This is a genomic window from Oscillibacter sp. CU971, from assembly GCF_905219725.1.
GTDB lineage: Bacteria > Bacillota > Clostridia > Oscillospirales > Oscillospiraceae > Oscillibacter.
The window spans coordinates 1-24,775 of sequence record NZ_CAJMXG010000022.1 but is presented as its reverse complement, the minus strand read 5'-3'; the positions used below and the strand labels follow the sequence as shown (position 1 = coordinate 24,775).

23 protein-coding genes, 3 tRNA genes and 2 pseudogenes are annotated in these 24,775 nt (G+C 58.3%); 3 read left to right on the top strand and 25 right to left on the bottom strand.

Annotated features, from left to right (window positions below; all coding sequences use genetic code 11):
- The 7 genes and pseudogenes from JX325_RS17865 to JX325_RS03370 form a co-directional block, all read right to left on the bottom strand.
- A pseudogene (locus tag JX325_RS17865) lies at positions 1-554 on the bottom strand (cell wall anchor protein); the annotation flags it as partial.
- Between the two features lie 57 nt (positions 555-611).
- A complete protein-coding gene (locus tag JX325_RS17860; protein ID WP_243413896.1) occupies positions 612-761 on the bottom strand; it encodes a hypothetical protein in 150 nt (49 codons plus the stop codon).
- A 28-nt stretch (positions 762-789) separates the two neighbouring features.
- A pseudogene (locus JX325_RS17855) lies at positions 790-1,011 on the bottom strand (SpoVG family protein); the annotation flags it as partial.
- 684 nt (positions 1,012-1,695) lie between these two features.
- A complete protein-coding gene (locus tag JX325_RS03385; protein ID WP_204789765.1) occupies positions 1,696-2,430 on the bottom strand; it encodes a DUF3849 domain-containing protein in 735 nt (244 codons plus the stop codon).
- Positions 2,431-2,434: 4 nt separating this feature from the next.
- Entirely contained in the window at positions 2,435-3,175 is a 741-nt protein-coding gene (locus JX325_RS03380) for a DUF3849 domain-containing protein (RefSeq protein ID WP_204789764.1), read from the bottom strand.
- On the bottom strand, positions 3,165-3,656 hold the full coding sequence (locus JX325_RS03375; RefSeq protein WP_204789763.1) for a hypothetical protein: 492 nt from the start codon (positions 3,654-3,656) through the stop codon (positions 3,165-3,167). Before JX325_RS03375 ends, JX325_RS03380 begins: the two co-directional genes overlap by 11 nt.
- A 12-nt stretch (positions 3,657-3,668) precedes the next feature.
- On the bottom strand, positions 3,669-4,658 hold the full coding sequence (locus tag JX325_RS03370; RefSeq protein ID WP_204789762.1) for a DNA adenine methylase: 990 nt from the start codon (positions 4,656-4,658) through the stop codon (positions 3,669-3,671).
- A 1,632-nt stretch (positions 4,659-6,290) separates the two neighbouring features.
- Between JX325_RS03370 and JX325_RS17850 the strand changes: the two genes are divergently transcribed.
- Complete coding sequence (locus tag JX325_RS17850) at positions 6,291-6,758, top strand: hypothetical protein (protein ID WP_243413894.1); 468 nt, start codon at positions 6,291-6,293, stop codon at positions 6,756-6,758.
- A 1,689-nt stretch (positions 6,759-8,447) separates the two neighbouring features.
- Here JX325_RS17850 and JX325_RS03360 read toward each other — a convergent pair.
- The 10 genes from JX325_RS03360 to JX325_RS03315 form a co-directional block, all read right to left on the bottom strand.
- Positions 8,448-9,614, bottom strand: coding sequence for an antirestriction protein ArdA (locus JX325_RS03360; RefSeq protein WP_204789761.1), 1,167 nt, complete (start codon positions 9,612-9,614; stop codon positions 8,448-8,450).
- Complete coding sequence (locus JX325_RS03355; protein WP_204789760.1) at positions 9,611-10,612, bottom strand: DUF4314 domain-containing protein; 1,002 nt, start codon at positions 10,610-10,612, stop codon at positions 9,611-9,613. The genes JX325_RS03360 and JX325_RS03355 overlap by 4 nt, the downstream gene beginning before the upstream one ends.
- 288 nt (positions 10,613-10,900) lie before the next feature.
- Positions 10,901-11,287, bottom strand: a complete 387-nt coding sequence (locus JX325_RS17845) for a DUF4240 domain-containing protein (RefSeq protein ID WP_243413895.1) — start codon at positions 11,285-11,287, stop codon at positions 10,901-10,903.
- Positions 11,288-11,292: 5 nt separating this feature from the next.
- Positions 11,293-11,538, bottom strand: a complete 246-nt coding sequence (locus JX325_RS17840; RefSeq protein ID WP_374220577.1) for a hypothetical protein — start codon at positions 11,536-11,538, stop codon at positions 11,293-11,295.
- On the bottom strand, positions 11,531-12,541 hold the full coding sequence (locus JX325_RS03345; RefSeq protein ID WP_204789759.1) for a hypothetical protein: 1,011 nt from the start codon (positions 12,539-12,541) through the stop codon (positions 11,531-11,533). The genes JX325_RS17840 and JX325_RS03345 overlap by 8 nt, the downstream gene beginning before the upstream one ends.
- Positions 12,541-13,872: an LPD28 domain-containing protein gene (locus JX325_RS17835; protein WP_243413893.1), complete on the bottom strand. Its 1,332-nt coding sequence runs from the start codon at positions 13,870-13,872 to the stop codon at positions 12,541-12,543. The genes JX325_RS03345 and JX325_RS17835 overlap by 1 nt, the downstream gene beginning before the upstream one ends.
- Complete coding sequence (locus tag JX325_RS03330) at positions 13,842-14,360, bottom strand: LPD28 domain-containing protein (RefSeq protein WP_204789757.1); 519 nt, start codon at positions 14,358-14,360, stop codon at positions 13,842-13,844. Before JX325_RS03330 ends, JX325_RS17835 begins: the two co-directional genes overlap by 31 nt.
- 23 nt (positions 14,361-14,383) lie before the next feature.
- Positions 14,384-14,734, bottom strand: coding sequence for a hypothetical protein (locus JX325_RS03325; RefSeq protein ID WP_204789756.1), 351 nt, complete (start codon positions 14,732-14,734; stop codon positions 14,384-14,386).
- 100 nt (positions 14,735-14,834) lie between these two features.
- The gene (locus JX325_RS03320; protein WP_204789755.1) at positions 14,835-15,245 is read right to left on the bottom strand and encodes an LPD28 domain-containing protein; all 411 of its coding nucleotides are present in this window, start codon (positions 15,243-15,245) and stop codon (positions 14,835-14,837) included.
- Positions 15,246-16,375: 1,130 nt separating this feature from the next.
- A complete protein-coding gene (locus JX325_RS03315; protein WP_204789754.1) occupies positions 16,376-17,578 on the bottom strand; it encodes a hypothetical protein in 1,203 nt (400 codons plus the stop codon).
- Positions 17,579-18,249: 671 nt separating this feature from the next.
- On the opposite strand from JX325_RS03315, the gene JX325_RS03310 reads away from it, so the two are divergent.
- A protein-coding gene (locus JX325_RS03310; RefSeq protein ID WP_204789767.1) for an IS5 family transposase occupies positions 18,250-19,034 on the top strand; the annotation gives its coding sequence in 2 pieces (ribosomal slippage) (positions 18,250-18,637 and positions 18,637-19,034; 786 coding nt in all).
- Here JX325_RS03310 and JX325_RS03305 read toward each other — a convergent pair.
- The 7 genes from JX325_RS03305 to JX325_RS03280 form a co-directional block, all read right to left on the bottom strand.
- A complete protein-coding gene (locus tag JX325_RS03305) occupies positions 18,918-19,340 on the bottom strand; it encodes a hypothetical protein (RefSeq protein ID WP_204789768.1) in 423 nt (140 codons plus the stop codon). The genes JX325_RS03310 and JX325_RS03305 overlap by 117 nt on opposite strands.
- A 101-nt stretch (positions 19,341-19,441) precedes the next feature.
- Positions 19,442-20,116: a hypothetical protein gene (locus JX325_RS03300; protein WP_204789753.1), complete on the bottom strand. Its 675-nt coding sequence runs from the start codon at positions 20,114-20,116 to the stop codon at positions 19,442-19,444.
- A 52-nt stretch (positions 20,117-20,168) separates the two neighbouring features.
- Positions 20,169-21,167 carry a hypothetical protein gene (locus JX325_RS17825; protein WP_243413891.1) on the bottom strand — a complete coding sequence of 333 codons (999 nt, stop codon included), beginning with the start codon at positions 21,165-21,167 and terminating at the stop codon, positions 20,169-20,171.
- 107 nt (positions 21,168-21,274) lie between these two features.
- Positions 21,275-22,000, bottom strand: coding sequence for a hypothetical protein (locus JX325_RS03295; RefSeq protein WP_204789752.1), 726 nt, complete (start codon positions 21,998-22,000; stop codon positions 21,275-21,277).
- Between the two features lie 448 nt (positions 22,001-22,448).
- Positions 22,449-22,525, bottom strand: a tRNA-Val gene (locus JX325_RS03290).
- Positions 22,526-22,583: 58 nt separating this feature from the next.
- A tRNA-Glu gene (locus tag JX325_RS03285) sits at positions 22,584-22,658 on the bottom strand.
- Between the two features lie 72 nt (positions 22,659-22,730).
- Positions 22,731-22,807 (bottom strand) — tRNA-Met (locus JX325_RS03280).
- A gap of 213 nt (positions 22,808-23,020) precedes the next feature.
- Between JX325_RS03280 and JX325_RS03275 the strand changes: the two genes are divergently transcribed.
- Positions 23,021-23,839 carry a MerR family transcriptional regulator gene (locus JX325_RS03275; RefSeq protein ID WP_204789751.1) on the top strand — a complete coding sequence of 273 codons (819 nt, stop codon included), beginning with the start codon at positions 23,021-23,023 and terminating at the stop codon, positions 23,837-23,839.
- A gap of 39 nt (positions 23,840-23,878) precedes the next feature.
- Here JX325_RS03275 and JX325_RS03270 read toward each other — a convergent pair.
- The coding region (locus tag JX325_RS03270) for a GH25 family lysozyme (protein ID WP_279380499.1) at positions 23,879-24,775 on the bottom strand (897 nt) is incomplete at its 5' end.

The following is a 24,775-nucleotide window of genomic DNA, read 5'->3' as shown; positions in this document are numbered from 1 at the left end:
TCCGTCTGCCAGCTGATATCCTGGAGGGTCAGGGTGCGCCCGCCGTCCTGGATGGTCTTGGGGATGTACGAGGTGTCCTGTCCCGCCAGATTGGGATAGGACCGGGTGACATTGACCGCCCTTGTGGAGCTGCCATAGCCGGAGGCTTCCACCTGGACAGTGTCCAGCTGGAGGGTGAGAGTGCCGGAGAGGCCGTCGTCGGTGACGAANTNCTTCTGCTGGGGCAGGAGNTCCAGCACGGAGGCCATGTCCTTGTTCTTGCTCTCTAGGGTGACCGTCTCCACGTGCTGGCGGCTCTCGTTTTCCGGGAGCTCCTGCTTGAGAAGGTCCACCAGAGTGTACTGGACGCCGTCCTGCTGGAAGTCGGAGCGGGGAATGCCCGCCGGGTCCTCCNCGGGACCGAGGTCATAGACCTTGCGGATCTCTTNGCNGTCCTCGCTCCNGGTGACGGAGCTNGGATNACAGGCCGAGGACGTGTCCGCCGCCAGGGCGGAGGGGATCATAACCGCCGAGAGAATCATGGCGGTCATGAGCAGGGCCAAGATGCGTTTCATGGGTTGGGTTCCTCCTGTTANTATATTTCACAGCCCCAGGGGGCTTGTGAGCGGTGTCTACTGCATAGTCATGCCGTCCAAAGACGGGCCGTCCTCCTCGGGGCCATCGGGAGGCGCCTCTTCCGGGTCCCCCGCGGGGCCGGGCGCGGAGCGCTCCTCGAAGCTGGAGGACTCCCGCTGCCGGGGGCGCACATAGGTGGGGCTCATGGAGCCGGGCCAGCTCCTGGCGGTAGGCGGCCAGCACCGTGTCCTGGAATTGCTGCCGGAACTCCTTGGTGCAGGGGAAGCAAACGTCCTTGAGGCCCTCGTCGGTTTGGTAGCTGGGCATAGCGACAAAAAGGCCCTTGGCGCCTTCCACAATCCGCAGGTTCCGGACGGCAAAGCAGCCACCCAGGGTGACGGAGGCGTTGGCCAGAACCTTTCCGCTGGTATTGAAGGAGTGAATCCTCACATCCATCTCCATGGGGAGAGGTTCCCGCTCGGGAGCGGGGGCGGTTTTGGGCTCGGATTTCTTAGTCATGACAGATTCTCCTTGTTTTTTATTTGGAAGCGGCGAAGGTCCCTGCGCGGGACTCCAAGCGCCGCAGATCCCAGTGGGTGAGCTCCATGGTCCTGGGCCCGTCGTCCAGATGGACGTCCGCCAGGTATTTCAGGACCAGGGGAAAAGAAGAAGCGCCGCGTTCCTCCGGGAAGCGGCGCTTCAGTTCAGCGGGGGAGAGCCATCCGGTCGCGGCGGCATAGACCCGGCGGACAACAGGCGGGCCGAAGCTGCCCCGCCGCAGGTCATCGGGGAGTTCCGCGGGCTTGGGGACCAGCCGGTNGTGGTCCAGGCAGTAGCGGACTTTCAGCGCGGAGACACATTTCCGCGCCGCCGCCAGCACCTCCGTGGAACCCTGCCAGGGCGGTTTGGTCAGCCGGTCGGTGACGAGGACATTCTCACAGAGCTCTTCGCTGGGGAACGCCGCCGCCCGGCGGATGAGGCTCAGCCGCTGATTCCCGTTCATCGCGCCCAGTTCCTTCACGGCGCTGTCGGAAAGGGTCCGGTAATGGGCCAGGGCGTCCTGGACGTTGTCGAAGGGGGCCTCNGTCCAGAGGTTGGGTCCGAGACGCAGGTCGTCAATGGTGTAAAAAGAAAGATTCATCACGTCATCTCCATTCCGCCGGAGGAGGACTCCAGCTGTTCCTGCTGAGGGGTCTGGAGCTCCCTCAGCTTCTCCGCCTCCCAGCCGGGCAGAAACCGCTCATCCAGCGCGCCGGCAAATTCGCCGCGGTCCAGCGTTTCCTCTTTACCGTCGGCGAGGCGGACGGCCCGGATGGGGCAGCCCCAGTTCTCGGNGCGGCATCNGCGTCCGTCTACAGCGTACCAGAGCTGGTCTTGCAGAGAGGCCAAGTCCCGATCCGTACAGTCCGCGTTCAGCACCAGTGTTTTGCCCTGNTAGTCCACGTGGTCCCACTCTCCGGCGCAATGCTCTATGCCGTACAGCCCCAGCTTTTGCCGGGCTTCCCAGAGCTGCTTGATAAATTGCTCCAGCAGTTGATCGCTCGCATGTACCCAGAATTGGGAAATGTTTTTCGTGTCATGGGGGACATGGATGGACATGCCCCAGTCGGAGACTTTGTTCTGNATGGTGTTAAAACCCCATTTTATGGAATTCGCCAGGACAAAACTGACCCGCTGGAAGCCGTATTCTTCCAGGACGGTTTCTGCGGCGCCGCTCTCCAAAATGTCGCCGGGACGGTGGCTGCTGATGGCCTCCTCTATGCTTTTCGCGCACCGAACATTGAGCCGGAGGCTTGCTTCCCATTCCCGCAGCTGTCTGNTGCNTTGGGCGTCTGACCGAAACCGACGGTCAAGATAGGGGTATTCGGTTTTCATAATGTCACGTCATCTCCATTCCGCCGGAGGAGGACTCCAGCTGTNCTTTCGACTGGAGCTCCGCCAGTTTCTCCGCCGCCCAGTCGGGCAGAAACCGCNCATCCNGCACGCCGNAAAAATCGTNCNGGTCCCAGCGAAATTCTTCGCCGTCGCCCAGGCAGACGGCATAAACGGCTTGTCCTCTGGCGCTGGGGGAGCATCCGAAGCCACCCTGTCCCAGCCACAATTGTTCTCTGGGATTCNAGTGGNTTTCCCGAANCGCGTCGGGGNNCAGCACCAGCACTCTCCCCTCATAATCCAGCTTGGACCGGTCCCCGGCGCAATGCTCCGGGCCGAACAGTCCAAGGGCCTGATATGCCGTCCGGGTCTGGCGGATCAGCGCCTCCAGCTGCGGGGCGGAGGCTTCCACAGCGAACTGGCGGTTNCGCTTNCCANCCGGGGGCACCCAGGGCAGCTGGGACCATTTGCGGACTTCCTCGCTGACCTGGCGGGGCTGGGCCATCTCGTTCAGGGTGTTGGAGAGAACGAAGCAGACTCTTTTGAAGCCATAGGCTTCCAAAACAGGCTGGATACAATCCTCCGCCAGCACCGTTTCTCCTTGGCGGGCGCAGTCCCGGACAGCCTTGTCAATGGCCCAAGCGCATNTGACATTTTCACGAAAGCTGTCCTTGTGCAGCTCCGCCTCGCCGCGGCGCTTGGCCTCTGCCAGGGTATGGGGATACAGATAGGGAAAATCAGACGCCATAGATGACAGCCTCCTCAATCATGAGTTCTTCCAGCGCGTCCAGGCAGACGCCGGACTGGCGGAGCAGATCCAGCATCTCCGGCGGCACATCCCGCAGGTCCGGCGCGTCCGCGGCGGTGATGGTCAGGCATCCATTTTCGGCGAAGATGTCCAGCTTGGCCCCTTTGGGAATGCTTGCCTGTTTCAAAAGCTCCTCCGGCACCGAAATCTGTTCCTCCGCCTGGGCGCAGGGGCAGGGGGTTTCACAGTGTTCACAGGGGCCACAGACTTTCGCCAGGTGGACCAGCAGGTCCGAGGCCAGGTCCTTCAGGCTGTGGATGGCCCGGACCATCTCCTCCGCCGTCATCTTCTCTTCCAGGATAACGACAGCGTGGTCCAGGCCGTGAATATCCAGCGCGTTCTCTTTCTGGAAGCCGCTGGCGTCCAGGATCTCCTTGCGGATGCGGAGACCCTTCTTACCGATGTCCAACGTGAATTTCATAACGCGTTCCTCCTATTTGTTTTTTGCCTGATTGACCGCCCAGAGTTCCCTCTGGGGCTTATGGATCAGGCGGTAATCCCGGTCGCCGTCCTCAGCGGCCCCGGTTTCAAACAGGGACATCTGGGCGGCGCCCCGGTGCTTTTCGGGGTCGTAGTTGGTGATNATCAGCTCCTCGTACCGGCTGCCGGGCTTGTGGGACATGCTGTTGGGCCGGTCGGTGCTGTAGATGTAGAAGTCCCGGTACAGCTTCCGGATGAACCGGCAGTTGTTGTAGGAGACCATGACGAAGCCCCGGCACTTCCGCAGGACGCTGTGGAGNCGGGCGTGGTCCCGCGTGGAGAATTCCACCGCGTAGCAGTCCTCCGCCTGGTAGTAGGGTGGGTCGCAGTAGAAGACCACACCGTCCCCGTCGTACTGCTGGATCAGGGCTTGAAAGTCCTTGTTCGCCACCACCACCCGCGCGAAGCGTCGGGNGCAGTCCCAGATGAGGTGGAAGAACTGCNGGATGTCACANGCCCGCCCGNCGAAGGCGGTGGTGTTGCTGTTGTAGCTGTACCGGATCAGCCGGTAGTAGTTGGCGGCGCGGGTCACGTCGCCAAGGGAAGCCCGCTCNAGCAGCANGCCGCGGACCTGCTCATACNNCGGCGGCTTCAGATGGACCTTCGCGAGCTCCAGGTTTTCCTCCAGATACTCGTCGGTGAACTCCTCCTTCTTGAAGAACTTCAGCAGGACGTTGAAGCCGTCCCGTGAATTCAGGGGAAGAAAGGCCAGCTCCAGGAGCAGTGCCAGGGGGCGGTTTTTGACGCAGTAGAAGAGATTGGTCAGGTTGCTGTTGTAGTCGTTGTAGATTTCAACGCAGCCTTTTTTCAGGGGCCGGGACAGGAGGACGGTTCCGCTGCCGCCGAACACGTCCACGAACCAGTTGGCCAAAGCCGGGAACAGCTTGTGGATGAGCCACAGCAGCTTTCCCTTCCCGCCGACCCAGGGGAAGCAGGGTTTCACACCGTTCCCTCACCGCCTTTCTCGTCGTCACAAGCTCCGTATCCCTCGTCCTGCCGCAAACGGCAGAACTCACTCACTTCGCTGCTCCTCCTCTCCCCACCGAGACCGCTTTGCTGGGTCTCGGCGGGGGCCCCGCAGGGCTCCACAAACTTGTCCAGCGCCGCCTCCAGGCCGTCCACCGCTGCCTGGAGGCCCTTAATCATGACCTTCAGCTGACGGATGGTGCGGAGAATATCACCGGCGGTTTTGGCGTAGAAATAACCGTCCGCGCCGCTGCAAATGGGGATGGACTTTCGCCGGAGTTTGTTCACCAGCTTGCGAAGGTCCGTGCCGCTCATCTCCATGGCGCGCTCCAGTTCCGCGCTTTTGATGGTNTTGTTCCTGCCCTTGAACGCCCCTTTCAAGTAGGCGATCAGCTTTTCTTCTCGCATATGTGTCCTTTCCGGGGCCGCTTTTCCGAAAAAGGGCATAAAAAAAGCAGGGGCCGTTATCCCTTTGGGAAAAACGGCCCCTGCTGATATGATTATTCAGTTATCCAGTTGTTGGGTTTTTGTCTGGCGGTGGTTCTCCNCCCACGCGCAGGTCGGTAGCTCCGCAGCGGATCAGCTCGAACAGCGTCTGGGGTGTGGGAGGTTCTCCTCCGGCTGCTTTCCAGCCCGCCAGAAAGGCTATACGGACCATGGAGAACAGCGCGTTCTCCGCCTCATCGTATTCTTTGCGCTCCAGGAAATTNCTNAACGCCTCCTCAAAGTCGTTGCTCATCATATTCTATCACCAGAGTTCTATCTTTTGTTTGCGTCACAATTGCGTCATTCTTCCTGTTCATTATAATACAACGCTATCATAATGTCAATTATACGTTATGGAGGCGTCATATAATGGNCCAGACTTTNGCGAGNTTCNCTCTGCGTGTTTCACCGCGGCTGCTGGAGCAGCTTGGATATATCGCAGAGTTTGAGGGACGGACAAAGAATAAGGAATTAGAGCAGATGATCAAGCGCCGCGTTGCGGAGTTTGAGAAAGAGCACGGAGAGATCCCGTCCGGAGAATGAGCTGCGCGGCGGTATAATGGAGGCGGCATGTATGGCCATCTTCATTATGCCGTTTGGCTTCTTACAGAGCCGGACCCGTTATCNCGGTTTTCTCCTGCCATTTCGGCAATTGAAAGGTCTGGTCTGTCTTGCAGAGATACATCCCATTGCCCTGGGAAGTGTGGATAAATCCGAAGCCATGGGTAAGCGCAGCGTAGGTCTCATAGTCGAAGCAGCACAGCGCCCGCTCATCCACACCCTTTGACAGAAGCTCCGCTCTTACGGCTTCCCGGAAGCCGTCAATGTCGACGAAGCCGTAGCAGTCCAGATGGGGGGCGATCTCCACCGCGTCATGCAGGGTGTCACATTCTTCGAATTCCATCGCTGTGAGGAGTTGGCGGAGTCCGTCCGGGCCCCGCCTGGCAAGGGATTCCCGGAGCGTCGCGTTGACACTGAAAGTTTCCTCCGGGCTGAGATTCGCGGCGAGAGCGGCCAGCGGGGGAGAGGCGCTCATGATATCCTCCGGGAGAGCGCNTTCTTCCTGAACAGGAGCGCTTTGTGGCGCCGCCTCCGCGTCCATACTGTAGTTGTAGGAAAAGACATGGTCGTTACGGATGGTATAGGCGCTTTCATCGGCGGTCAGCATATATTCGGAGCTCTCCAGCAGGTCCTCAGCGTAGCCCGTCAGATCGATGGAACCAGATTGGATCAGGTCTTCGGAGACGCCGCGGGAGCGCAGGTGATCCTCGGCGAAAGACTCCAGCTTGTCGCAGGATATCCACTCATAGCAGTTCAGGTTCTGGGAAATATCCAGCGCGAGGCGGAGCTTGCGGCAGTCCTCATACTCCAGAGCGGCGGCGAACCGCTCTATCCAGTGCTCCGCGCCCTGTCCCCGCTCATCCAGAATGAACCCAAGGTTATTCCCATCAAGGACAAGGTCCTCAATGCTCTCGTACTGCTGTGCGATATCTCCCGCCTCCGGGAGGACGCATTCAGCTTACAGCAGGGTGCATTCGTTCAGGCTTTGGACCCGCAGGGCCACTTTCGCCACGGCGATCTCGCCGTCTGAGCCATCCTCCTGTTCGATGCTTTGGTAATCCGGTAGACGCAGCCACACGCCGTCCGGCGCGGCGGGTGAGGCCAGCTTTAGCTTGACGCTCCAGCCCTCGTCTTCCGGCAGGGGNGAATCCCGCCCGTGATAGACCGGCGTTTTCTCCGTGGGATACGCCACGAAGCAGCCTCCCACGAACAGGCCGGGGTGCTGATCCTCAAACCTCGTTCCCAGAGCGTACAGGTTGACGTGGGGCAGGAGCTCATCCGGGTCGCTTCCGCCCATGCGGCGAAGCTCCCGTTCGCCCAAGCTCTCATAACTGTCCGGCGCGAGGTAGACGNAACAGCCTTGCAGCGCCAGGACGCGGTTCACCATTTCCTCCGCCGTATTGGGAGGGTGGCGCTGGAGCAGGGCGGCGAGGGCTTTGTCTTCCCTGACGCTCAGCCGCTCCAGCCGATTCCACAGCCATGTCTGTTCTCCCTGCCTTCCGGGGAGGTTTGCCAGGTCCATGTATTCTTCGTTCATCAGTTCATCTCCATTCCGCCCTGTCCGGGCTGATCGTTCATAATTTGAAAGGGCTGCCCATCCTTCCGGGTGATAGCGCCGTAGGGGGTGAGCGCTCCATTCGAGGCTTCCAGAAGTCCCGCGCCGAGCTGCCAGAGATTGATGTGGGGAAGGATTTTTTCGAGAAGGTCCCCGCTGATGTTTTTGGTCAGGAACGCAGCCGCCACATCCTCCTCCGTGTGAAGAGCAGAATCAAACTCGTATTCCTCCAGCGGCCCGGCGAGGCGCAGTGCCTCTGTAACTTCCGCGCAGTCCTCCGCTTTCAAAAGAGCCTTGTACTTATGAAGACAGCCCGCCTCATCCAGCGTCCGCAGGGCCTCCGCCCATTCGATGACCTGGGGGATATTTTCCTCCAGGAAGATATCTTTGTTCATGGAGGGGACGGGACAGTCCAGGATGGCGGCCATGACGCCCTTCCAATCCGGCTTTTTCAGCCGTTCCAGCACTCTCTGGAGTTCCGCGCCGGAGGCGGGAAGCTGGATCGGGACCGGCTCCGGGCTGGCTTCAGGCGTGCCGGTATTCGGGAAGGGGGCGATGTTGAGCAGGACCATGTAGGGCGGCTTGCGGGGCTGAAAGTCCATGGCCGCANTGACATGGTGGAGTTCCGAGTGCCGCTCCACGTAGCCGAAGCCGGTGAACGCGCCGCCCTCCGCTTCCCGGTGCGTCTTCCCGATGCGCTGGAAGTCCAGCAGCTCAAACGCTGCGTCGGAGAGGGACTCCGCCTCGGGGATAAAATCGTTCTCCGCCAGAAACCTGCCAAGGGCGGCATCNGTCATAGCGTCTCCCACCACATGACAGATGTCTCCGCTGTGGGAGTAATCGATCAGAAGCGGGACGGGAATCGTTTTCTCGCCCTTCTGGAGGTCCATGCAGACCAGACCCTCAAAGGCGGCCATGCCCTGGATGTCCAACTCCGCAAGGCGCTTGGCCAGGGCGTTGAGCTGGAGGAGTCCCGGCTCCCGCGTCTTATTATCCAGATAGTCGTATTCCTCGGCCGCGTGGATTTCCAGGCAAATTTGGCCTGAGTCTTCCGGCTGGAGCTGGTCCATTAAATCGAGGAGCTCATAATCCGTGGCCGGAAGGTCCAGGTCCACCTCCCGGCAGTCTCTGTCGGTACCGCTGAAAGCGCGGATGTGAAATACTTTATCCAAGCGTCATCCCTCCTTGCCGCGGCGATTGGATGGGCTGACCGTCCGCCCGCTCGATCAGGCCGTAGCCGGTCAGCTCGGCGCGGCTTTTTTCAATCAGGGCCTCTCCATATTTTTGGAGATTTACATAGGGGAGAATCGTTTCCGCGTCCGGGTCGCAAAGGAGCACGGAAAGTTCTTCTTTTGCCATCTCTTCCGGAGAACTGAACTGCGGGGAGAAGANGTACTTCGGAATCTGATCTGCCAGCAGTCCGGCACGGAGAAGGTCCTGACAATTGGAGGCTTCCAGCAGAGCCTTATAGGTGACGATGTCTTCGTGGTCCATTTCCGCCAGCATTTTTGCGAAATCATTCACGGAATGGATATCTCTCGCCTCTGAGACCGCGTCCGCCAAGCTGGGGACCTTGCAGTCCAGGCAGGTCCAAGTCAGGTCCAGCCAGTCCGGCTCATCCAGAGCCTGGGGGACCGCCTCCAGCTCCTGCTCGCTGGCGGGCAGCTTGAGCTGGACAGAGCTGTCCCCGTAGGATACCTCCAACAGCATGGCGTAGTCCGGCGTCTTCGGCGTCAGGTCCAGGGTTTTGGCGGTTTCCATCAGCGGGGAATCCAGCGCCACATAGCCGCCGGGGTGGTCCATGCTCCGCTTTACAAATACACCTTTTTCAGATACGCGCGCGCGGCGTCCGATCTGCTCGAAGTCCAGTATTTCAAAAGCCTCCTTTGTCAGCTTGTCAAGACCGGGGACGCAGCCGCTCTCCGCGCGTATTCGCCCGAGCTGGGAATCGTTCAGCGCGTCGTGGCAGACGTGACAGCAATCTGTGCTGTAGGCGAGGTCAATCAGCCGGGGCAGGGGAATGGGACCCTTGGCATTTTCCATTNTCACCAGTCCAGCGAAGATGGCACCCTGCGTCTCATCCAGCTCCGAGAGCTTTTGCGCCAAGGCGTTCAGCTCATAGAGGCTGCCGCTCCTGTCGATGAGGGTCTTCAGCTCCTCAAACCGCGGATACTCAGTGATTTCCCANACCATGGAGCTGTTCTCCCCAAGGCGAAGCCTGTCCAGTGCGTCCTGCACCTCATAGGGTGCGGCGGGAAGGTCCAGGACGGCGTGAGCGTTATTGCCCGGCGGGAACGCCTTTTTCAGATATAATGTAAAAATGGTTTTCACATCGACAGACCTCCCATCTGAGGCGGCTGAGGCCGATCCCCCAAGTAGTGCTTCGGGTCCGCAGCGGGGGTGTCCCAGCCGAACATACTGCCGTTCACCATCGCCTCCTCCTGGACCTTGGAGATACCCCGCTCCCGGTTGTTGTTATCCGCGATCCGGCGGTTCTTTCCGGGATCGCCTGTATCCCAGCTGGACAGGTGGTACCCGCTCACGCCACGCTGGACGCAGATGAGAGACCCGTCGCTGGGCCGAGTGGACCAGCAGTAGTCCGGGAGCTTTTGGGAAAACTCCGGATCGAAGCGGTCCTGTTCCGTCATGATCGTCCAGCCCTTGGTCTGGTACAGGTGGGCATAGATTTCCAGCCCATCGCCGGCCTGGATCTCACGCTGCTCGAAACTCTCTCCGANGCCGTCGCCGGCCTGACCGCCGATGTCGTCGATCAGGCGCTGCGTCTCCTCGGGCGTCAGCGTGCCCTGCACCTTGCACTCCGCCACACCCCAGAGCTTCCCGTCGCGGACCTCAGCGGTGAAGAAGTAGGAGAGCACTTTTCCATTCACGCTGTCATCCTTGTCGAAGTAGGCCATCAGGCCCCGTTCCGACGCCTCCGNGGTATCCGATTTCAGGCGGGACTGCTCCTTTTGCAGCGCCGCAATGATCTGCGGNGCGTNCTCCGCCGCCTCATGGGGATCCATGGTGATGTTGATTTCAAGCCCATCTTCCTCGTCGTAGTAGGTGGCCGTCATGGGCATGTACAGCTTCAGCGTCTGGACAGATGGGGGCAGGAGGTCAAAGTCATCCTCCCCCGGCACCAGTCCAAGGGCCCGGCCATCGTCCCACTTGACGTGGAAGGTGCCGATGTCGTCGATGCTCTCCAGCGTCCCCATGCTCCCCGGCTTCACCGGGAAGGGATCGTTTTTCATCTCCCTGAGCTTGATCCGACTGCCCACCGGGAACTGCCGGCGCAGAGAATCCAGCTGTTTGTTCGAGATCTGATTCATTTACAGTCCTCCCATTTCCATATGAGTCTGCGGCGCAGGTCTCTCCGGCGGACCGCCTTCCCGCGCGTTCTGAATATCCTTGTTGCTCAGAAACCATATCGCGCGGTTGTTTCTCNGCATAGACTCAACCGTCCCAGGCTCCAGATACTTCTCACAGAGGCNTGGAANATAGCCGNTAATTTCATCCCATTCATAAGGGTAGTTGATTCCCGCGCCACAGGTAATGTCCTGCCGCAGCTCCTCCAGCAGAATGTCATAGGCAGCGGCATCCGTGCCGTCATAGGCGCTCTACCCAGTCATGGTTTCCAGCGCCTTATTTCCGACATAGGTCAGCTCTTCGAACTGACAGCCGCCGTAGGCTTCCACACCTGCCAGGGAGTCCGGGTCCGCCAGCGCCGCGAGGTAGATTTCTTTTCCCTGCGCAATGAGCCATGCCCGAAAATCGATGAAGCCGTCGTCGGAGCAGCCGTTTGCGCACATGAGCGTCGCGGCGGTCCACAGGCCGTATTGATATGCCAGGTCCTGGTATCCGTGCAGAATGTCGTGGAAGTGCTGCGNNNGCCGGGGTCCGAGGGCAGATAGGCGGTCCGTCAGCCATTGGGCGGAGGTGTCCATGTCCTGGCCGCATTCCTTTTTCGCCTCAGAGATCAGGTCCCAGAAGGCATTGCGATCCATTTCTCTCACAGCTCCATGCCCTCCNTTCCCATGTCCGTCTCCTCCGGCCCGGTGATGTTCACATAGTCTCCGATGATGTTCAGGGCCTCGTAATAGTCGTGGCATTCACCGCCCATGATCCGATCCCGCATCTCATCCGCCTGGCTGTCCAGGCCATGCTTCCGCAGAGTGCGGGCGGCGAGACCTAAGAGATTGAAGATGTTGCCGTTTTCGCCAATCAGCCGGCAGTCCGGCTTTTCCTTGTTATCCAAGGCGCATTCCTCCTATATCCTGCGCTGGCCTCTCCGTTTGGACAGGCGCGGCCTCATAGATTGTGTTCCTGCCATATGTGATTCTGGTGATGTCCTTCGGCGTATAGTCCGNGCCTTTGCCAAACAGGCATTCAAATTCCCGGCGGTCAGGGACGGCGANGAGAGAGGGCGTGTAATGACTGTGGTATCCCCNCAGGCCCTTAACGTCCATTTTGAAGGTCAGCTCCTTCCCATCCTTTTGGATGGCTACAGTCACGGACTTCCCGCCGCAGCTGTTGACCGCCGCCGTTATGGCCCGCATCCGGTGGATGTCGCTGCCGGTATCCCGCTCNAGAGCCTGANACTCNGCCAGNAGAGCGTCGTTTTNNATGAATTGCAGGAGGNATTTNTCCTGGCNGTCCTTGAGGTACTGCTCCGCACGTTTATGGACAAAATCCTCCGGGTCTTGAAGGTAGTCCACGAAGGCGGCTTCCGGCAGTTCATTCATATCGAAATCACTGTGGAACAGCCCATCCGGCGGATTGCTGTTTATGAATTGGTCAAGAGCTTCCTGACCAGCGCCGTACTCCATATAGTCACGCAGTTCTTTTGACGGTTTCCAGTCGGTGATTCCCCGCACGGTGAGATTATTTCGGTCATTGCCGATGACAGCCTCCACTCGCTGATTGATTCTGCCGCATAGCTCCTTTATCATAGAAGGGCCGGTCTCAGATATGAAAGGATGCCGTCCTTCCATGAAGGGCTTCAGCGCGTCCTTTGCCAGATACAGCGTTCTTCTCTTCATATCGTACACGCCGCAGAATGCCAGGCTGCTGTCCCATGAGATGCTGTTATCCGCCCCCATAGCAATCTGATACAGGTAGTCTACAGACGGGGCTTTCTGCAATCTGATCAAAGTGGTAACAGCCTCTTTGCCCCGGCAGATCGTGAACGGGGCATGTCCTAATTCCAGCCATTGCTGGAAATCATTGCGTGCAGTGCTGCATTGAACGAGGTCATCCATCAGCTCATCCCTCCCATCGTCATACCGCCGCCATAATCCGCCAGAGGGCGGGTGTTCACCTCGCCGCACANGTCGCAGAGGATATCGTCCACCGCCTTGCGGACTTCCGGGTCGTCCGTCAGCGTCTCATAGCGGAAACCCGAGGTGGACTGGCATGGCAGTTCCTCCTGGACCACCTTGATATATTCCTCGGGGTCGGTGTAGCCGATCCACTCCCCGCTGGCGAAGCTGACCCTTCCGACGAGGGGCTTTACTCCCAGCTCGGCTTGAAGCGTGGAGACGGCGGCGGTAACCACGGGGTCTTCCTTGAAGCTGTCCATCTTCGTCCAGTCGTCCGAGAGCCACTCACGGCCATTCAGGCAAATCACCAGGTCCACAGCGTCGATGCTGTCCTTGGTGACGCCCAGACGCCTGTCGGCGCGGTCGAGGCGAGCGTATGCCTGTATGACTTCCTCCAGAGGGCCCGACTGGCCCCTTCGCATATCAGGGTCATTGATCTGCTCAATCACATGCCAGCTGTAGGTGTGGGTCTTGCCGGGGTCGGCGGCGTCTTTGAGGGCCTGACGGCCCTTTGCGGTCAGGCCCAGCGTCTGCGCCTGCTTATCGAAGCAGCTGAGATAGGCTTGGTAATCGCCCCACGTGGGGTTGCAGCGCAGGCGGTAGAGGTAGCGGTCCGTCTCCACTACATAGCCGTAATTCTGACAGCATGTGCCACCGGAGATTTCCCCGGCGTGCCCGTGGCAGTAGCTGTGCATGGAGCCAAGACCCTTCAGGACGCTGAGGCGCAACTCATCTACCACCTCGCCCAGCTCCTGCTTGAACTCGTGCGTGTTCAGTTCCTCGAGCCCCCTGGGCCACCAGCTGGTGTGGAATTCGCTCCCGGAGCGCCCGAAGTCGATGCGGACGTGACCGATAGCGCCATGCTCCGCGTCTTCCTCTGGGGACAGGGTATAGAAAAGCCCCGCTTCCTCCGGAGAAGCGGGGCGCGGAATGTATTTTCTCGGATCCTGGGGGAGAAGGAGGCCCTGCTCACGGCAGAACTCCGCCAGCGTCAGCGTTCTTCCGTCCGTGAAGAAATGGTCCCCCGCCTTCCTCTCCAGGGTAGAATCGCGCTTCAGCGGGCGGGGGGAAAGCACAGTCCCAACACGGATCATGGGGGCGATGTCCACCAGCCGCATTGGCTTGTCCGGTTTTCGGTCCGTGCCGCAGAGATCGTAGCAGTACCAGCCCTCGGGGACCTCGCTGCGGGAGATGGCGCTCTTGGTATAGAGGACCTCTTTGCCGAAGAGTTGGGCGGAGGTCATTTTGTCCTTGTAAATGTTGATAGCCATTTGTTCACCTCACTGTTGATATGTTTCAAGATTTGGGCGGCGCTGGCCGGCCACCTGTACAGCGCCGGAGCNGCTCTCGAACCCATGCTTCCCATCGACATGCCTCTCTGCTGAGAAGCCGGTTCCCGCGAGGCGGACGAAACCTCCTGACGGACCAGCGGTTCGGGGCAAGGGACCAGCGTTCTCTCGCAGAACTCCGCGAGGGTAAGCTCCTCCTGTGTCAGTTCATACATCCCTTTGAGTGGACGGCTTTTCGTCCTTCCGTTTTTCAGCGGCAGGAGGGTGAGGATGGACGCGATGCGGTCTTTCGCCTTCACTGTGTCTGCCACAGCGTAGAGCTCGTCCGGGGCCTCGTCAGTGCCGTGGAGATCGTAGCAGCGCCAGCCGCGGGGCACATCCTCACGGGGGATGAAGTAGGGCGTGTAGAGGACAGGCGCGCCAAACATACGGGCGAATCGCATTTTGTCCTTGTAAATATTGATGCGCAATGATCTGCCTCCTATTTTAGTGGTCACGGGTTTTTAAAGATATGTACGGCTGTAAAGGCTTCTGAGACAGCCTGTGAGATGATCAGGCCCCCGAGGGACAAATCGATTTTCAGAAAGCGTGCCACTTTTTCCTTGAAGGCTGTCTGCAGCTTCCCCTTTTTGGCCTGATACGCTTCCCATTCCTCCTCCGTGCTGTAAGTGTTCCGGCAGTTTGTTACCTGCGACTTCCACCACTCATTCAGCGTAAAGGGATTCAAGCGCAGGACGTAGACCCGCACCGTGTAGGTATCTCCCCCGTGTCCGGGGTCGTCGTCAACGTACTCTCCCGTGGAGATCAGCTGGAGCATGAAGCTGTCCTTGAAAAAATCGTCCATTCCGTGTCCTTTCCGGCCTGTTGGCCTGTGTGCTGTTTGGGTTCGCAGCTAACACACATACCACAGAATTTGGCGGAAGTCCAGCGTTTTCCTGAACTTTTTAAGCCATCCCCATGGCCCAGCCGCGGGAGGCGGGCTCCAGCGCCTCAACAGGCTCCTCATCGGCCTGGAACCGCGTCTCAGGGGGCTGGGGGCAGGGGATACCCTCCTCGGCGCAGAAGTCCGCCAGAGTGGCCGGAACGCCGGTCAGCCAGAAATTGTCCCGGACCAGCTTGCTTTGGGTACGGCCCCGCAGCAGCGGCACATTCGAGAGAATGGAGCCCGCGAAGTTCTGCCCCGCCCGGTCCACCAGCTCACGGGGCCGTTCCGGGTCCGCGGCGGCCCCTCGGAGGTCGTAGCGGTACCAGCCCTCGGGAACCTCCTCACGGGGAACAGGCTGCGTCGTGTACAGAACCGACTGGCCAAACAGCCACACGTTTTGCAGCTCTTCCTTATAAATGTTGATGCTCATAATTTACCTCTGTTTAACTTATTTTCAGGCCATTGTTTGCCCAGCCTCCTGGGTGGGGAAGGGGCTGCTGAGGCGGCGGATTAGCCCGTATTCCGTCCGCCGGACTCCGTCTTCGGACATAGAGTCTGTGCCGAGCCGCTCAAAATCCATGTATCCGTCGATGGCGTCAATGAGCTCGTCATCCGCGCCGGTCCGCCGGAGAACCTGCTTTCCATATTCTCCAGCATCATCGGGCACACGCTCATAGTCATTAATATTCATGGCAATGGTGAGCGCCTCGGAGAAGGTGGTGGGCTCTTCCACCGCCAAAGCGGAGCAGTATTTGAGAAGTTCCCCGTCCTGCCGCGTCATATCCTGGATGTAGGTCGACAGAGCGACAGCCTCCTCGACGAGGATATCGTCCATGGGGATCATGTCGGTCAGGAAAGACAAATCCGGTCTCGCCTGAATACTTTTCAGTTCGGCTTCTTCAAAAGAATCAGCCGCAAGTTCCCGCTTCACTTCCTCCAGCCGCTCATCGGAGGACGGGAGATCAAGTAAAATGGTCTTGTTTCCTTTAGCAAGCGTCAGGCGGAACACCATGTTCTCTGCCATCTCAGGGACGCCCTTCCGGCGCTGCACATAGCCGTTCGCCGTGAAAACGCCGTCGTTGGAATCGAAGTATACGTTTCCGATAGCGTCATAGTCCAGGTAGGGACGCACCTCTTTGGGAAAGGTGATATTCAAGCGNTCGGCCTCCACTAACCAGCGGCCCAGGGCCCGCTCTGTCGTGACGCCGCCGATCAGCTCGTAGTCACCGATATTTTGGACGACGCGACAGATATCGGACNGACAGTTGATCTTCTCCATATCCAGAGCACCGGAGAGTATTTGCAGTTCCTTTTCTCCCAGCCGTTCGGCCTTCTCCACAAGCGCGTTCAGCTGGGACANATCGGACAGGCTCCGAAGAGCCATGCCCTTGAGGTGGCGCTCCAAGCATTCTATGGGGCTGACAAACCGTTCGATGGTCAGATGAGGAGTCTGCCCGCCGGGACCTGCCGGCTGCGCGAAGAAGTCCNGGAANCGGTCCGCGCTGAGGGGAAACAGATGCAGGCAGGCGGATTGGCGGCTGCGCTTCAGATAAACTTCCATTATAACGGCCCTCCCATTTTCGGCCCCTGCTCCCGCTGGTACTGCTCCGCCGGGTCCTCCCGCAAAAGTTCGTCCAGCGTCAGGGCGCCGTGGTAGGCGATATAGCCCAGGTCGTTGAACCGGCCCTGCTCTTTTTCCACTTTCTGGAGGCCGTAGCCCAGGAAATCATAGAAGCCCTCCAGGTTTTCATCGTACTCGAAATGACCGGATTCCTGAATCATGTACCTCCCGTACTCCTCCGGGGTCTTGATATCAGGAACGAAGTCGAACTGGCTCAAATTCTCCGCCAGGCGGCATACTTCGTCCGGTCCATGGGGCATCGCCAGCATTGCCGCCGCTTCCAGCTTCTTCTGTTCGGGAGGGCACAGAGCCTTGATTGCCCAACACATTTGGTTCAGCACGGTGAGGCCTGCTTGCTCCAGATGTTCCAGGTCCACGGCAAAGGAGATTTGCTCCGGCAGTTCGTCGCACTCCAGCCGAAGCTGGAGGTCCGGGTCTTCTCTCACTCCGGCTCGGAGCAGAGTCCGCTGGATTTTTTGCTCGGAGGCTGGAAGGAACAGATATTCCGGTTTTCCTCCCGGTTCCCGTTTTGAGGTGACTGCCAAGGCCAGGGGAGACGCGTCGTAAAAATAAGCCGGGAAGTGCCGCCCGTCATAGAGCTGCTCCAGCTCCATCCCGTTGTCGTAGACGACGCCGTAGGGAGTGACGGTCCCGCCGCCCGCGGCGATGAGCCGGAGCGCCTCCTTCCGGCCATCCAGCGCTTTTAATTCATCCATAGGCATGGAGCCGCCATTCAGGCTCATACGATAGTTTCGCCCAGCCTCCTCCAGCTTGGAGAAGTCGGAGATCACCGTGACCCGCTCACAGCAAAAAGTGAGGTTGATGAAGTCCCGGATATCAGTGAGCCCCAGCTTGTGGGCCATGGCCTGGAACTGCTCCGCCTCGTCGTCACAGAAGCTGTCCAGCCGCTTCGCCAGGTAGTCCAGCTCATCCACGTTGACAGCCATTCCCTCCAAGACGCCAAGAACGTCGTACCAGCTGTCCTGCTCGTTCACCTGGCAGTCCCGCTCCAGTGCGTCCCCGATCTCCAGCCCGGACAGAAGCTCCATCATCTGGTCATATTCCTGGTCCGGGATGGGAAAGGGAACCGTGACCAAACCGTACCCAGGACACCGGGGATTGCTCAACACCGCTTTGATCACATAACTTGCGTTGGCTCCTTTCCACTTCCTCCCAGGGTGAGAAGCTGTATCTTTCTCGACTGGCCTTGTGCCTGCCGCTGTTAAATTTCTCATTTTCCCTCCTTTCCGCTCCTCCGCGGGGGAGGGGCCGGCCTTTCCCTGCGGACAGTCCTGGGGTCGTCTCTGTCACAGCGTCTGGACGGGTCCATCATCATCCGTTCCAAACCCGCCAGACGTGTATCGCCCATAAAGTATTTCATCGTGATTTCCCTTCCGGCGTTTCCCGGAGGGAACAGCCGTGCCCCGCAGGAAACGGCCTTTTGATTTCAGGGTTAAAAATTGCGCGAAGCAAGAAACGCGTCAGTACGATATGCCCATCTGNCATCNGNGCTGNNCCGGNTGATTTCTGATATCCTTCACGGGCTGCCTATTCCTGCGGGTAAGCAGCCCATAGGGAGTCAGCTCCCCGCCGCTTTGCTCAAGCAGAGACTCTCCATATCGATCCGTGCTCACATGGCGCATGAGCAGGCTNACATCCTGGCCGCTCAGTTCAGAGAGCTTGTCCTCCACCATATCAGCGGGGTTGTTGATCTGAGGTGAGAGTTCATAACGGCTTAGAGCCTGTTTAAAAACTTTTGACAAAAATGGCGGAGTGGGAGATAATAGGAAAAAACAAGCGGGAGCTGGGGAAAATGCATCAATACCCAAGTGATATCAGCCGGGAAGAATATAAGCTGATCCGGGAGGATTTGGAAGGGGCAAAGAAAACAACCCGGCCCCGAAAATATGATTTGTATGATGTGTTTTGTGCAGTGCTGTACGTAATCCAGGGTGGAATACAATGGCGGATGCTGCCCAGTGATTATCCCAAATGGCAGAGTGTGTATTACCATTTCCGTGTTTGGTCGGAGAAGGACGAAACGGGGGTCAGCATTCTGGACAAAGTGCTGCAAAAACTGGTGAAACAGATACGGAACGAAGACTTAAGGCGAGATAAGACTACGTTTGGAATTGTTGATGCACAGAGTGTACAGAATGCGGATACAGCGGAAGAAAAGGGTTATGACGCAGGGAAAAAGTATCAGGAATCAAACGTCACGTTATAGTTGATACGATGGGATTGCCCCATGCCATAGCCGTAACAACCGCCGATGTGACTGACCGGGATGGAGCCATCCAGATGATTCTCCTTAACCTGGACAATCTTTCTCATGTGGAGAAGTTTCTGGTGGACGCGGGTTATTCCGGCGAACGATTCGCAAATCAGGTGAAAGATATTTGCGGCGCACAGGTTGAGGTAGTAAAACGCAGCGAATTACACAAGTTTGTCGTTCTGCCACGCCGCTGGGTGGTAGAGCGTCTATTTGGCTGGCTCGACAAATTCCGCAGACTTTGGAAAAATTGTGAACGCAACCTTTTTATTTCTGCTCAGATTCTCACGTTTGCCCTCATTGCCATCCTCATTAGAAGATTTTAAACAGGCTCTTACAGTATCGAGGAGGCTGTCAGCTGTATTGAGGTCTCGGCAGTCCATCGCCGACAAAAGTGCCTTGTATATGGGCAGGGTTTCGGGCTTGATCCTAGACAGCTTCCCCGCCAGATAGTTAAAGTAGCGCATCGCGCTCTCCGTGTAGCCTGTGTTGCTCCCGTAGTCGAAGAACATATCCGTCAGCTGGGGAACCACGCAGTCTTTGCCGCGCCAGCAGATCCTGTCCCACACCTCGCCGTCGTCGCCGAGGCCGTCGTATTCCGCCAGGAGGCTTGTCAGCGCGTCCTCTGCCATTGGAAGCTCCAGCAGGGTGTGCTTTGACCGCATGGCGCCGGATGACCACTTGTTGGAGATGTCCAGCAGGATGGTGTATTCCGGGTTCTTCGGCGTCAGGTCTAAACTCGTATTTCCTCTACATTTGAAACGTCGATCCGCTCACCCAGATCCGGGACGCCGTCTTCGATCTGCTTAGCGGCGCTTTCCAGCAGCTTTCGCCGTTCATCGGTGATCGGATAATCGCCGCCCAGGGTTTCGTAGATGCTGCGGTAGACCTCCGTCAGCTGCTCCGGGGTAAAAAGAGCGCTGGAGGGGAGAAGGCCGGACCGGACGGCGAAGTCCCGCTTGGCGCTTTTGTAGCCGCCAAGGCCATGAGGGCCAAAATAATGCCCCTGCCACAGCGAGGTACGGTTGTGCGTCCAATCCCAGGTGATGAATTGGACGCCGAGGCGGGTCTTGTACCCCGCCAGAACCGTGCCGTTGAAATCTGCCAGCAGCTGGTAGCCTTCCCCAAGCCCTTCAGCCTCCAAAGGCGGGGCCTGTTCCATGAGGGTCATGTACTCCCGCGTGGTTTTGACGATGTCCCGGACTTGGTCAAGGACCATCTCTTTTCCGGCGGCGTTTTCCTTGAAGTAGCCGAGACCGCCCCGGCTGTTGACCCGACACAGCGGCTTCCCGTCATGCGTAACGTTGATGTCCTTGGACTCCAAAGGGTGTACGGCGAAGCCCTGGGCCTGGAGGCGGATGGTGACCTCTTCCAGATATTCGGTGCTTGCTTTTTCACTTGTTGCCATCTTTTTATCCTCATTTCCTATAAAAATGTTTCTGGGGCCCTTTTTGACGGGCTTACATGGACTGCTGGGGATATGAAAAAGGAGCCGGTTCTTCCGAACACGGCTCCTCTTCAGTCTGGGATTCAATTGTAGGTTCCGGCTGGACAGCCGGCGTTATCCATTTCTCTGTAACGCTTTTTGCGGCATAGATNCCGTTTTGGTTCAACATCCTCTGCCACGCGCCCTGGCTGGGGGCCCAGCGGAACCCAGCGTGCTTCAGCTCGGAGCGGATATCCGCGTCCGGCTTGCCGTNGAANAGAATNTGAATGCGGTTTTCCTCCTGATTCATGATCACCCTGCCGCCCTCAAAGCTCCAGCCCTCCGGGGCGGGACCGCTCTGCTTTGACTCCAGCTCCGAGATTCGGGCTTTGATGCTGTGGATCGTTTGGTTATTATTGCTCAGGAGGTAGCTATTATAGGGTTTGGGATTCGCACGCCAGTCACGGGCCATGGCCGCTTTAATCTTTTCCGCTTCCTCCGCCGAGAGGAGGGGACAGCCATCCAGAGTGCCGTGTTTACGGTAGTAGGCGTTGACGGATTTCATCATCTCCTGCTCCCGCTCACGCCTGTCGAGCTTTTCACGGAGCTTCTGGAGAGCGTTCTCGTCGTCGCTGCTGATACCGGCCATTCCGGTGCCGCGAATACGGGCCAGGATGCCCTGGATATCCCGCCACTCTTGCAGATTCGCCTCATCCGCGCGGTTCTGCTTTTCCTTTTTTCGGACAGGGAAATTAGCGGGGCCAGCGACGAGGACGGAGGGGCACCTGATGGCGATGGCATAGCTCTGGTTGAGGTTCTCCGCCAGTCTGCGGGCGTAGCTATCCAGGAGGCGGTCGATCTTTTCGTGGTACATGGGGTCCACGCGGGCCTTCTGGGCCTCGGCGATGGCGGTGGCTTTGTCTACCTCCTGGCGATAGGACGCCGTGGCGCTGCCGGGCTTATAGCCGAATTGGCTGTTCATTTCATTGGCCCGGCGGGCGGCGGTTTCGTCGATGTAATAGTAGGTGGGCAATGGGATCAGCTCCTTATAGAAGATTTAGGGGGCGTACCAGCAAGAGTATCACAAGGCGGTTGGTACAGCTATTCACTATTTCCAACCAATTTCAGGCGGATTTTTTGTCAAGATGTAAACTGCATCCCACTGTTTTCGGTGAGTAATGCGTCCACGTACTCCAATTCCTCGCCGTTGGAAATTTCCACTCGTTCATTCAGATCTGGAACACTGCGCGCAATCTGCTCTATAGTGGATTCCAGGCATTTTCGCCGACCTTCCGTAATGGGGTAACTGCTGTCCAATATTTCATGTACGCAGCGGTAGACCTCCACCAACTGCTCCGGGGAAAAAAGGTCGCTGCGGAGGATGAGGCCGGAGCGGGCGGCGAAGTTACGCTTGGCGGCAGTGTAGCTGTCCACGCCCCCGCTGGGGCCGTAGTAGTTTCCCGCGTTTAAGCTGCTGCGCTCCGGCATCCGCTCCCATGTGATGAACTGGATGCCGTACTTGGTAGGGTGGCCCGCCAGGACTACGCCATTGAAATCCGCCAGAAGCCTGTAGTCTCCCGTCAAGCTGCCGACCATCAACCGAGGCGCCGCCTCTATCTGGTGCATATACTCGGCGGTGGTTTTGGTGATGGAGACTACTTTGTCCAGAGCTGCTTTCCTGCGGTCATCCGCCGCGTCCTCTCTCCAGTACCTTACTGCGCCAGTATCCAACGCGAGGCAGAGGCGCTGGTCATCCAGTTCCACCGGCAGGAGGCCCTCCGCCGTTTCCGGTTTTACGATGAAGCCCTCATGTTGGAGATTGAGAGTCAGTTCTTGGAAGTATCTGCTTTTTTCTTCTGCGCTCATTTTGATTCTCCTTATTTTCTTATGTAATGGTAACTTTTCTGCCTGAAAAATCCAGGGCCCTTTTTGTTTTCGCCTGTTTTGAAAATGGGCGCTGGAGTTTTTGAAGCCTTTCAGGATGAGATAAAGCGCTGGTCTGTCAAATTCCTTGGAACTGACGGATCAACGCCCGAAGAAGGCGCCTAAAAATGACTGTGCATAGCCAACAACTTCGGCGCCAAAATTTTGTGTATTTTACTCTTGTGAAAGGCGGTCGGTTAAGGCCCCTGAAAAGGGTGCCAACATTCAAAATGCCGTTGGACCGCAAAAAAGAGGGGTTCGAACCCCTCCAGTTGTGCTGAAACCCTGAAAATATCCATTTTGCGGGATTTTGAAATCCCTAAAAGAAAAAAGGTGAAACAATTGGGACTCTAAGCATTCAGCCTAGAATATCCAGATTGTTTCACCTTTATGGTGGAGACTACTGGACTCGAACCAGTGGCCTCATGCGTGTGAAGCATGCGCTCTAACCAGCTGAGCTAAGCCTCCAGATACCTATTCAATTATCTTTCCCATAAGACGCCGCACATCACGGCGCCTTATGGGGTGGTGACCCGTACGGGATTCGAACCCATGTTACAGCCGTGAAAGGGCCGTGTCTTAACCACTTGACCAACGGGCCGTCGTTGGAAGAATGAAAACCAGGGAGGAAAACGAGCCTCCATGAAGCGCCTTGCGGCGCTTCATGAAAGTCTGGTAGCGGCACCTGGATTTGAACCGGGGACACTGCGGGTATGAACCGCATGCTCTAGCCAACTGAGCTATGCCGCCATGTCTGCCGTCCGTAACGGACAAGTGATACTATAGCAGAAAGCCCCGGGTTTTGTCAAGCCCTTCCTTAATTTTTCTTCAAAATTTTCTTCTGGGCCGGGAGGGCTCTGCCGAGAANGAAAANTTTTTTGANANTTCCCCTTGACTCTCCCCCCTGGGGAGGGCTTATGCTGTTTTTGAGCTCAACATTCACAACGTTGTGGAGGTATCACTATGCTGAAGATCGGCGAATTTTCAAAACTCTCCAGAGTCAGCATCCGCTCCCTGCGCCGCTATGATGAGGCCGGGCTTCTGGTCCCGGCGTCCATCGACTCCTTTACCGGCTACCGCTACTACAGTGAGCGCCAGCTTCCCGTCGCCAACCGCATCCGGGCCCTCCGGGATATGGGCTTTCCCCTGGCCGCCGTCCGGGAGGTGCTGGGCTGCTACGACGACCCTGGGGCGCTGGAGCGCTGCCTGCTGCTCCAGCGGGCGTTGGCTTGGGNGGAGATGGAGGAGGCGCAGACGCGGCTTCGCCTATTGGACACAGCCTTGGAACGGCTGAGAAAGGACGAAACGATGATGAAATACGATGTTACCATTAAAACCCTGCCTGAGCGTCATGTCGCCAGTGTCCGGCAGATCATCCCCAGCTATGACCGGGAGGGAGACCTGTGGCATATCTACTGCCAGGAGACTGCCCGGATGAACATTCAGGACGGGGACCCGGTGCTCTGTACGGCCATGTACTACGACGGGGAGTTCAAAGACCAGGACGTGGATGTGGAAATCCAGAAAAACGTGGTGGGAACTTACCCCGACACGGAACACGTAAAGTTCAAGACTGTCCCGGCGGTGCAGGTGGCCTCCGCCACGTTCCGGGGAAGCTACGACCAAATTTCCACCGTGAACGAGGCTGTGGCGGCCTGGGTGGAGGACAACGGCTGGACCTTTGACGGCCTCTTCTTCAACATTTACCACGTCAGCCCCCACGAGACCCGGAATCCAGACGAGTTCGTCACGGAGGTCTGCTATCCCGTGAAGCGGAAGTGACAGACAGCCCCCGGCGGTTTTTCGCCGGGGGCCCGTTTCTTATCGAATAAACTGGATGTTTGCGTCCACATTTCCGCCGATGCCGGCGACGGAGCACTTGCTGGAGAACTGCCAGTAGTCCGGCTGATAATAAAGGGTGGGGCACAGCTTTTCCGAGCTGTCGCTCTTGTACTCGGGATACCAGCAGAGGTAGGGCGCGATGGCCCCCTGGTCGTATTTCACATAGCTGACATAGGTCCCGGCGTAGATNATGGGCGNNNAGCCCGCCTCCNGGATANGCTTGCAGAAGGCGATGGCGCAGGCGGTGGCCATCTCCGGCGAGGTGCCGTAGACCCGGTAGCTGGAGTCGTGCATCTCCCAGTCATAGGCCACGGGACCGTTGATGTTCAGGCCCCGGAGGCGCTCAATAACGAAATCCGCCTCCTCAATGGCCTCNNCCACGGTGATGGCCTGGGCGAAGAAGTACACGCCTGTCTCGATCCCGGCGGCCATAGCCCCCTCAATGTTCTGGCGGTAGAAGGCGTCCTCGTTGATTTTGCCGGAGGAGTAGCCCCGGAGGCCGATACGGATCATGGCGAAGTCCACTCCGTCGTTTCGGACGGCCTGCCAGTCGATGGTCTCATTTTGGCTGGCCCGGTTCTGGTAGGCGGAGACGTCGATGCCAAAGCGGGTGCGGAATTGGCTGCCGATGTACACCAGCCGGTCCGGATGGTCTGCAGCCCAGATAAAGTCCCCGTGCCGGAGCTGGTTTTGCTCCGTGCCCGCGTAGACGGGAATCTTCCGGTCGCTGTAGTCGATGGTTTCCCCGGTGGTGATGCCGGGAGTATAGACCTCGCTGGGCTGGATGCCGGGCCCGGCGGGCTGTTCCGGCACCGTCGGCGCGCTGGGGTCCGCAGGAGTGGGCACCACAACAATGCCCCAGTCAAAGTCATCCCC

What these genes read in the sequence shown, in the direction of transcription:
- JX325_RS17860 (WP_243413896.1), bottom strand. Translation starts at nt 761, where the DNA reads ATGAGCCCCACCTATGTGCGCCCCCGGCAGCGGGAGTCCTCCAGCTTC.
- JX325_RS03375 (WP_204789763.1), bottom strand. Translation starts at nt 3,656, where the DNA reads ATGAAATTCACGTTGGACATCGGTAAGAAGGGTCTCCGCATCCGCAAG.
- JX325_RS17850 (WP_243413894.1), top strand. Translation starts at nt 6,291, where the DNA reads ATGGTCGTTACGGATGGTATAGGCGCTTTCATCGGCGGTCAGCATATA.
- JX325_RS03325 (WP_204789756.1), bottom strand. Translation starts at nt 14,734, where the DNA reads ATGGACGATTTTTTCAAGGACAGCTTCATGCTCCAGCTGATCTCCACG.
- JX325_RS03320 (WP_204789755.1), bottom strand. Translation starts at nt 15,245, where the DNA reads ATGAGCATCAACATTTATAAGGAAGAGCTGCAAAACGTGTGGCTGTTT.
- JX325_RS03305 (WP_204789768.1), bottom strand. Translation starts at nt 19,340, where the DNA reads ATGGCAGAGGACGCGCTGACAAGCCTCCTGGCGGAATACGACGGCCTC.
- JX325_RS03300 (WP_204789753.1), bottom strand. Translation starts at nt 20,116, where the DNA reads ATGGCAACAAGTGAAAAAGCAAGCACCGAATATCTGGAAGAGGTCACC.
- JX325_RS03295 (WP_204789752.1), bottom strand. Translation starts at nt 22,000, where the DNA reads ATGAGCGCAGAAGAAAAAAGCAGATACTTCCAAGAACTGACTCTCAAT.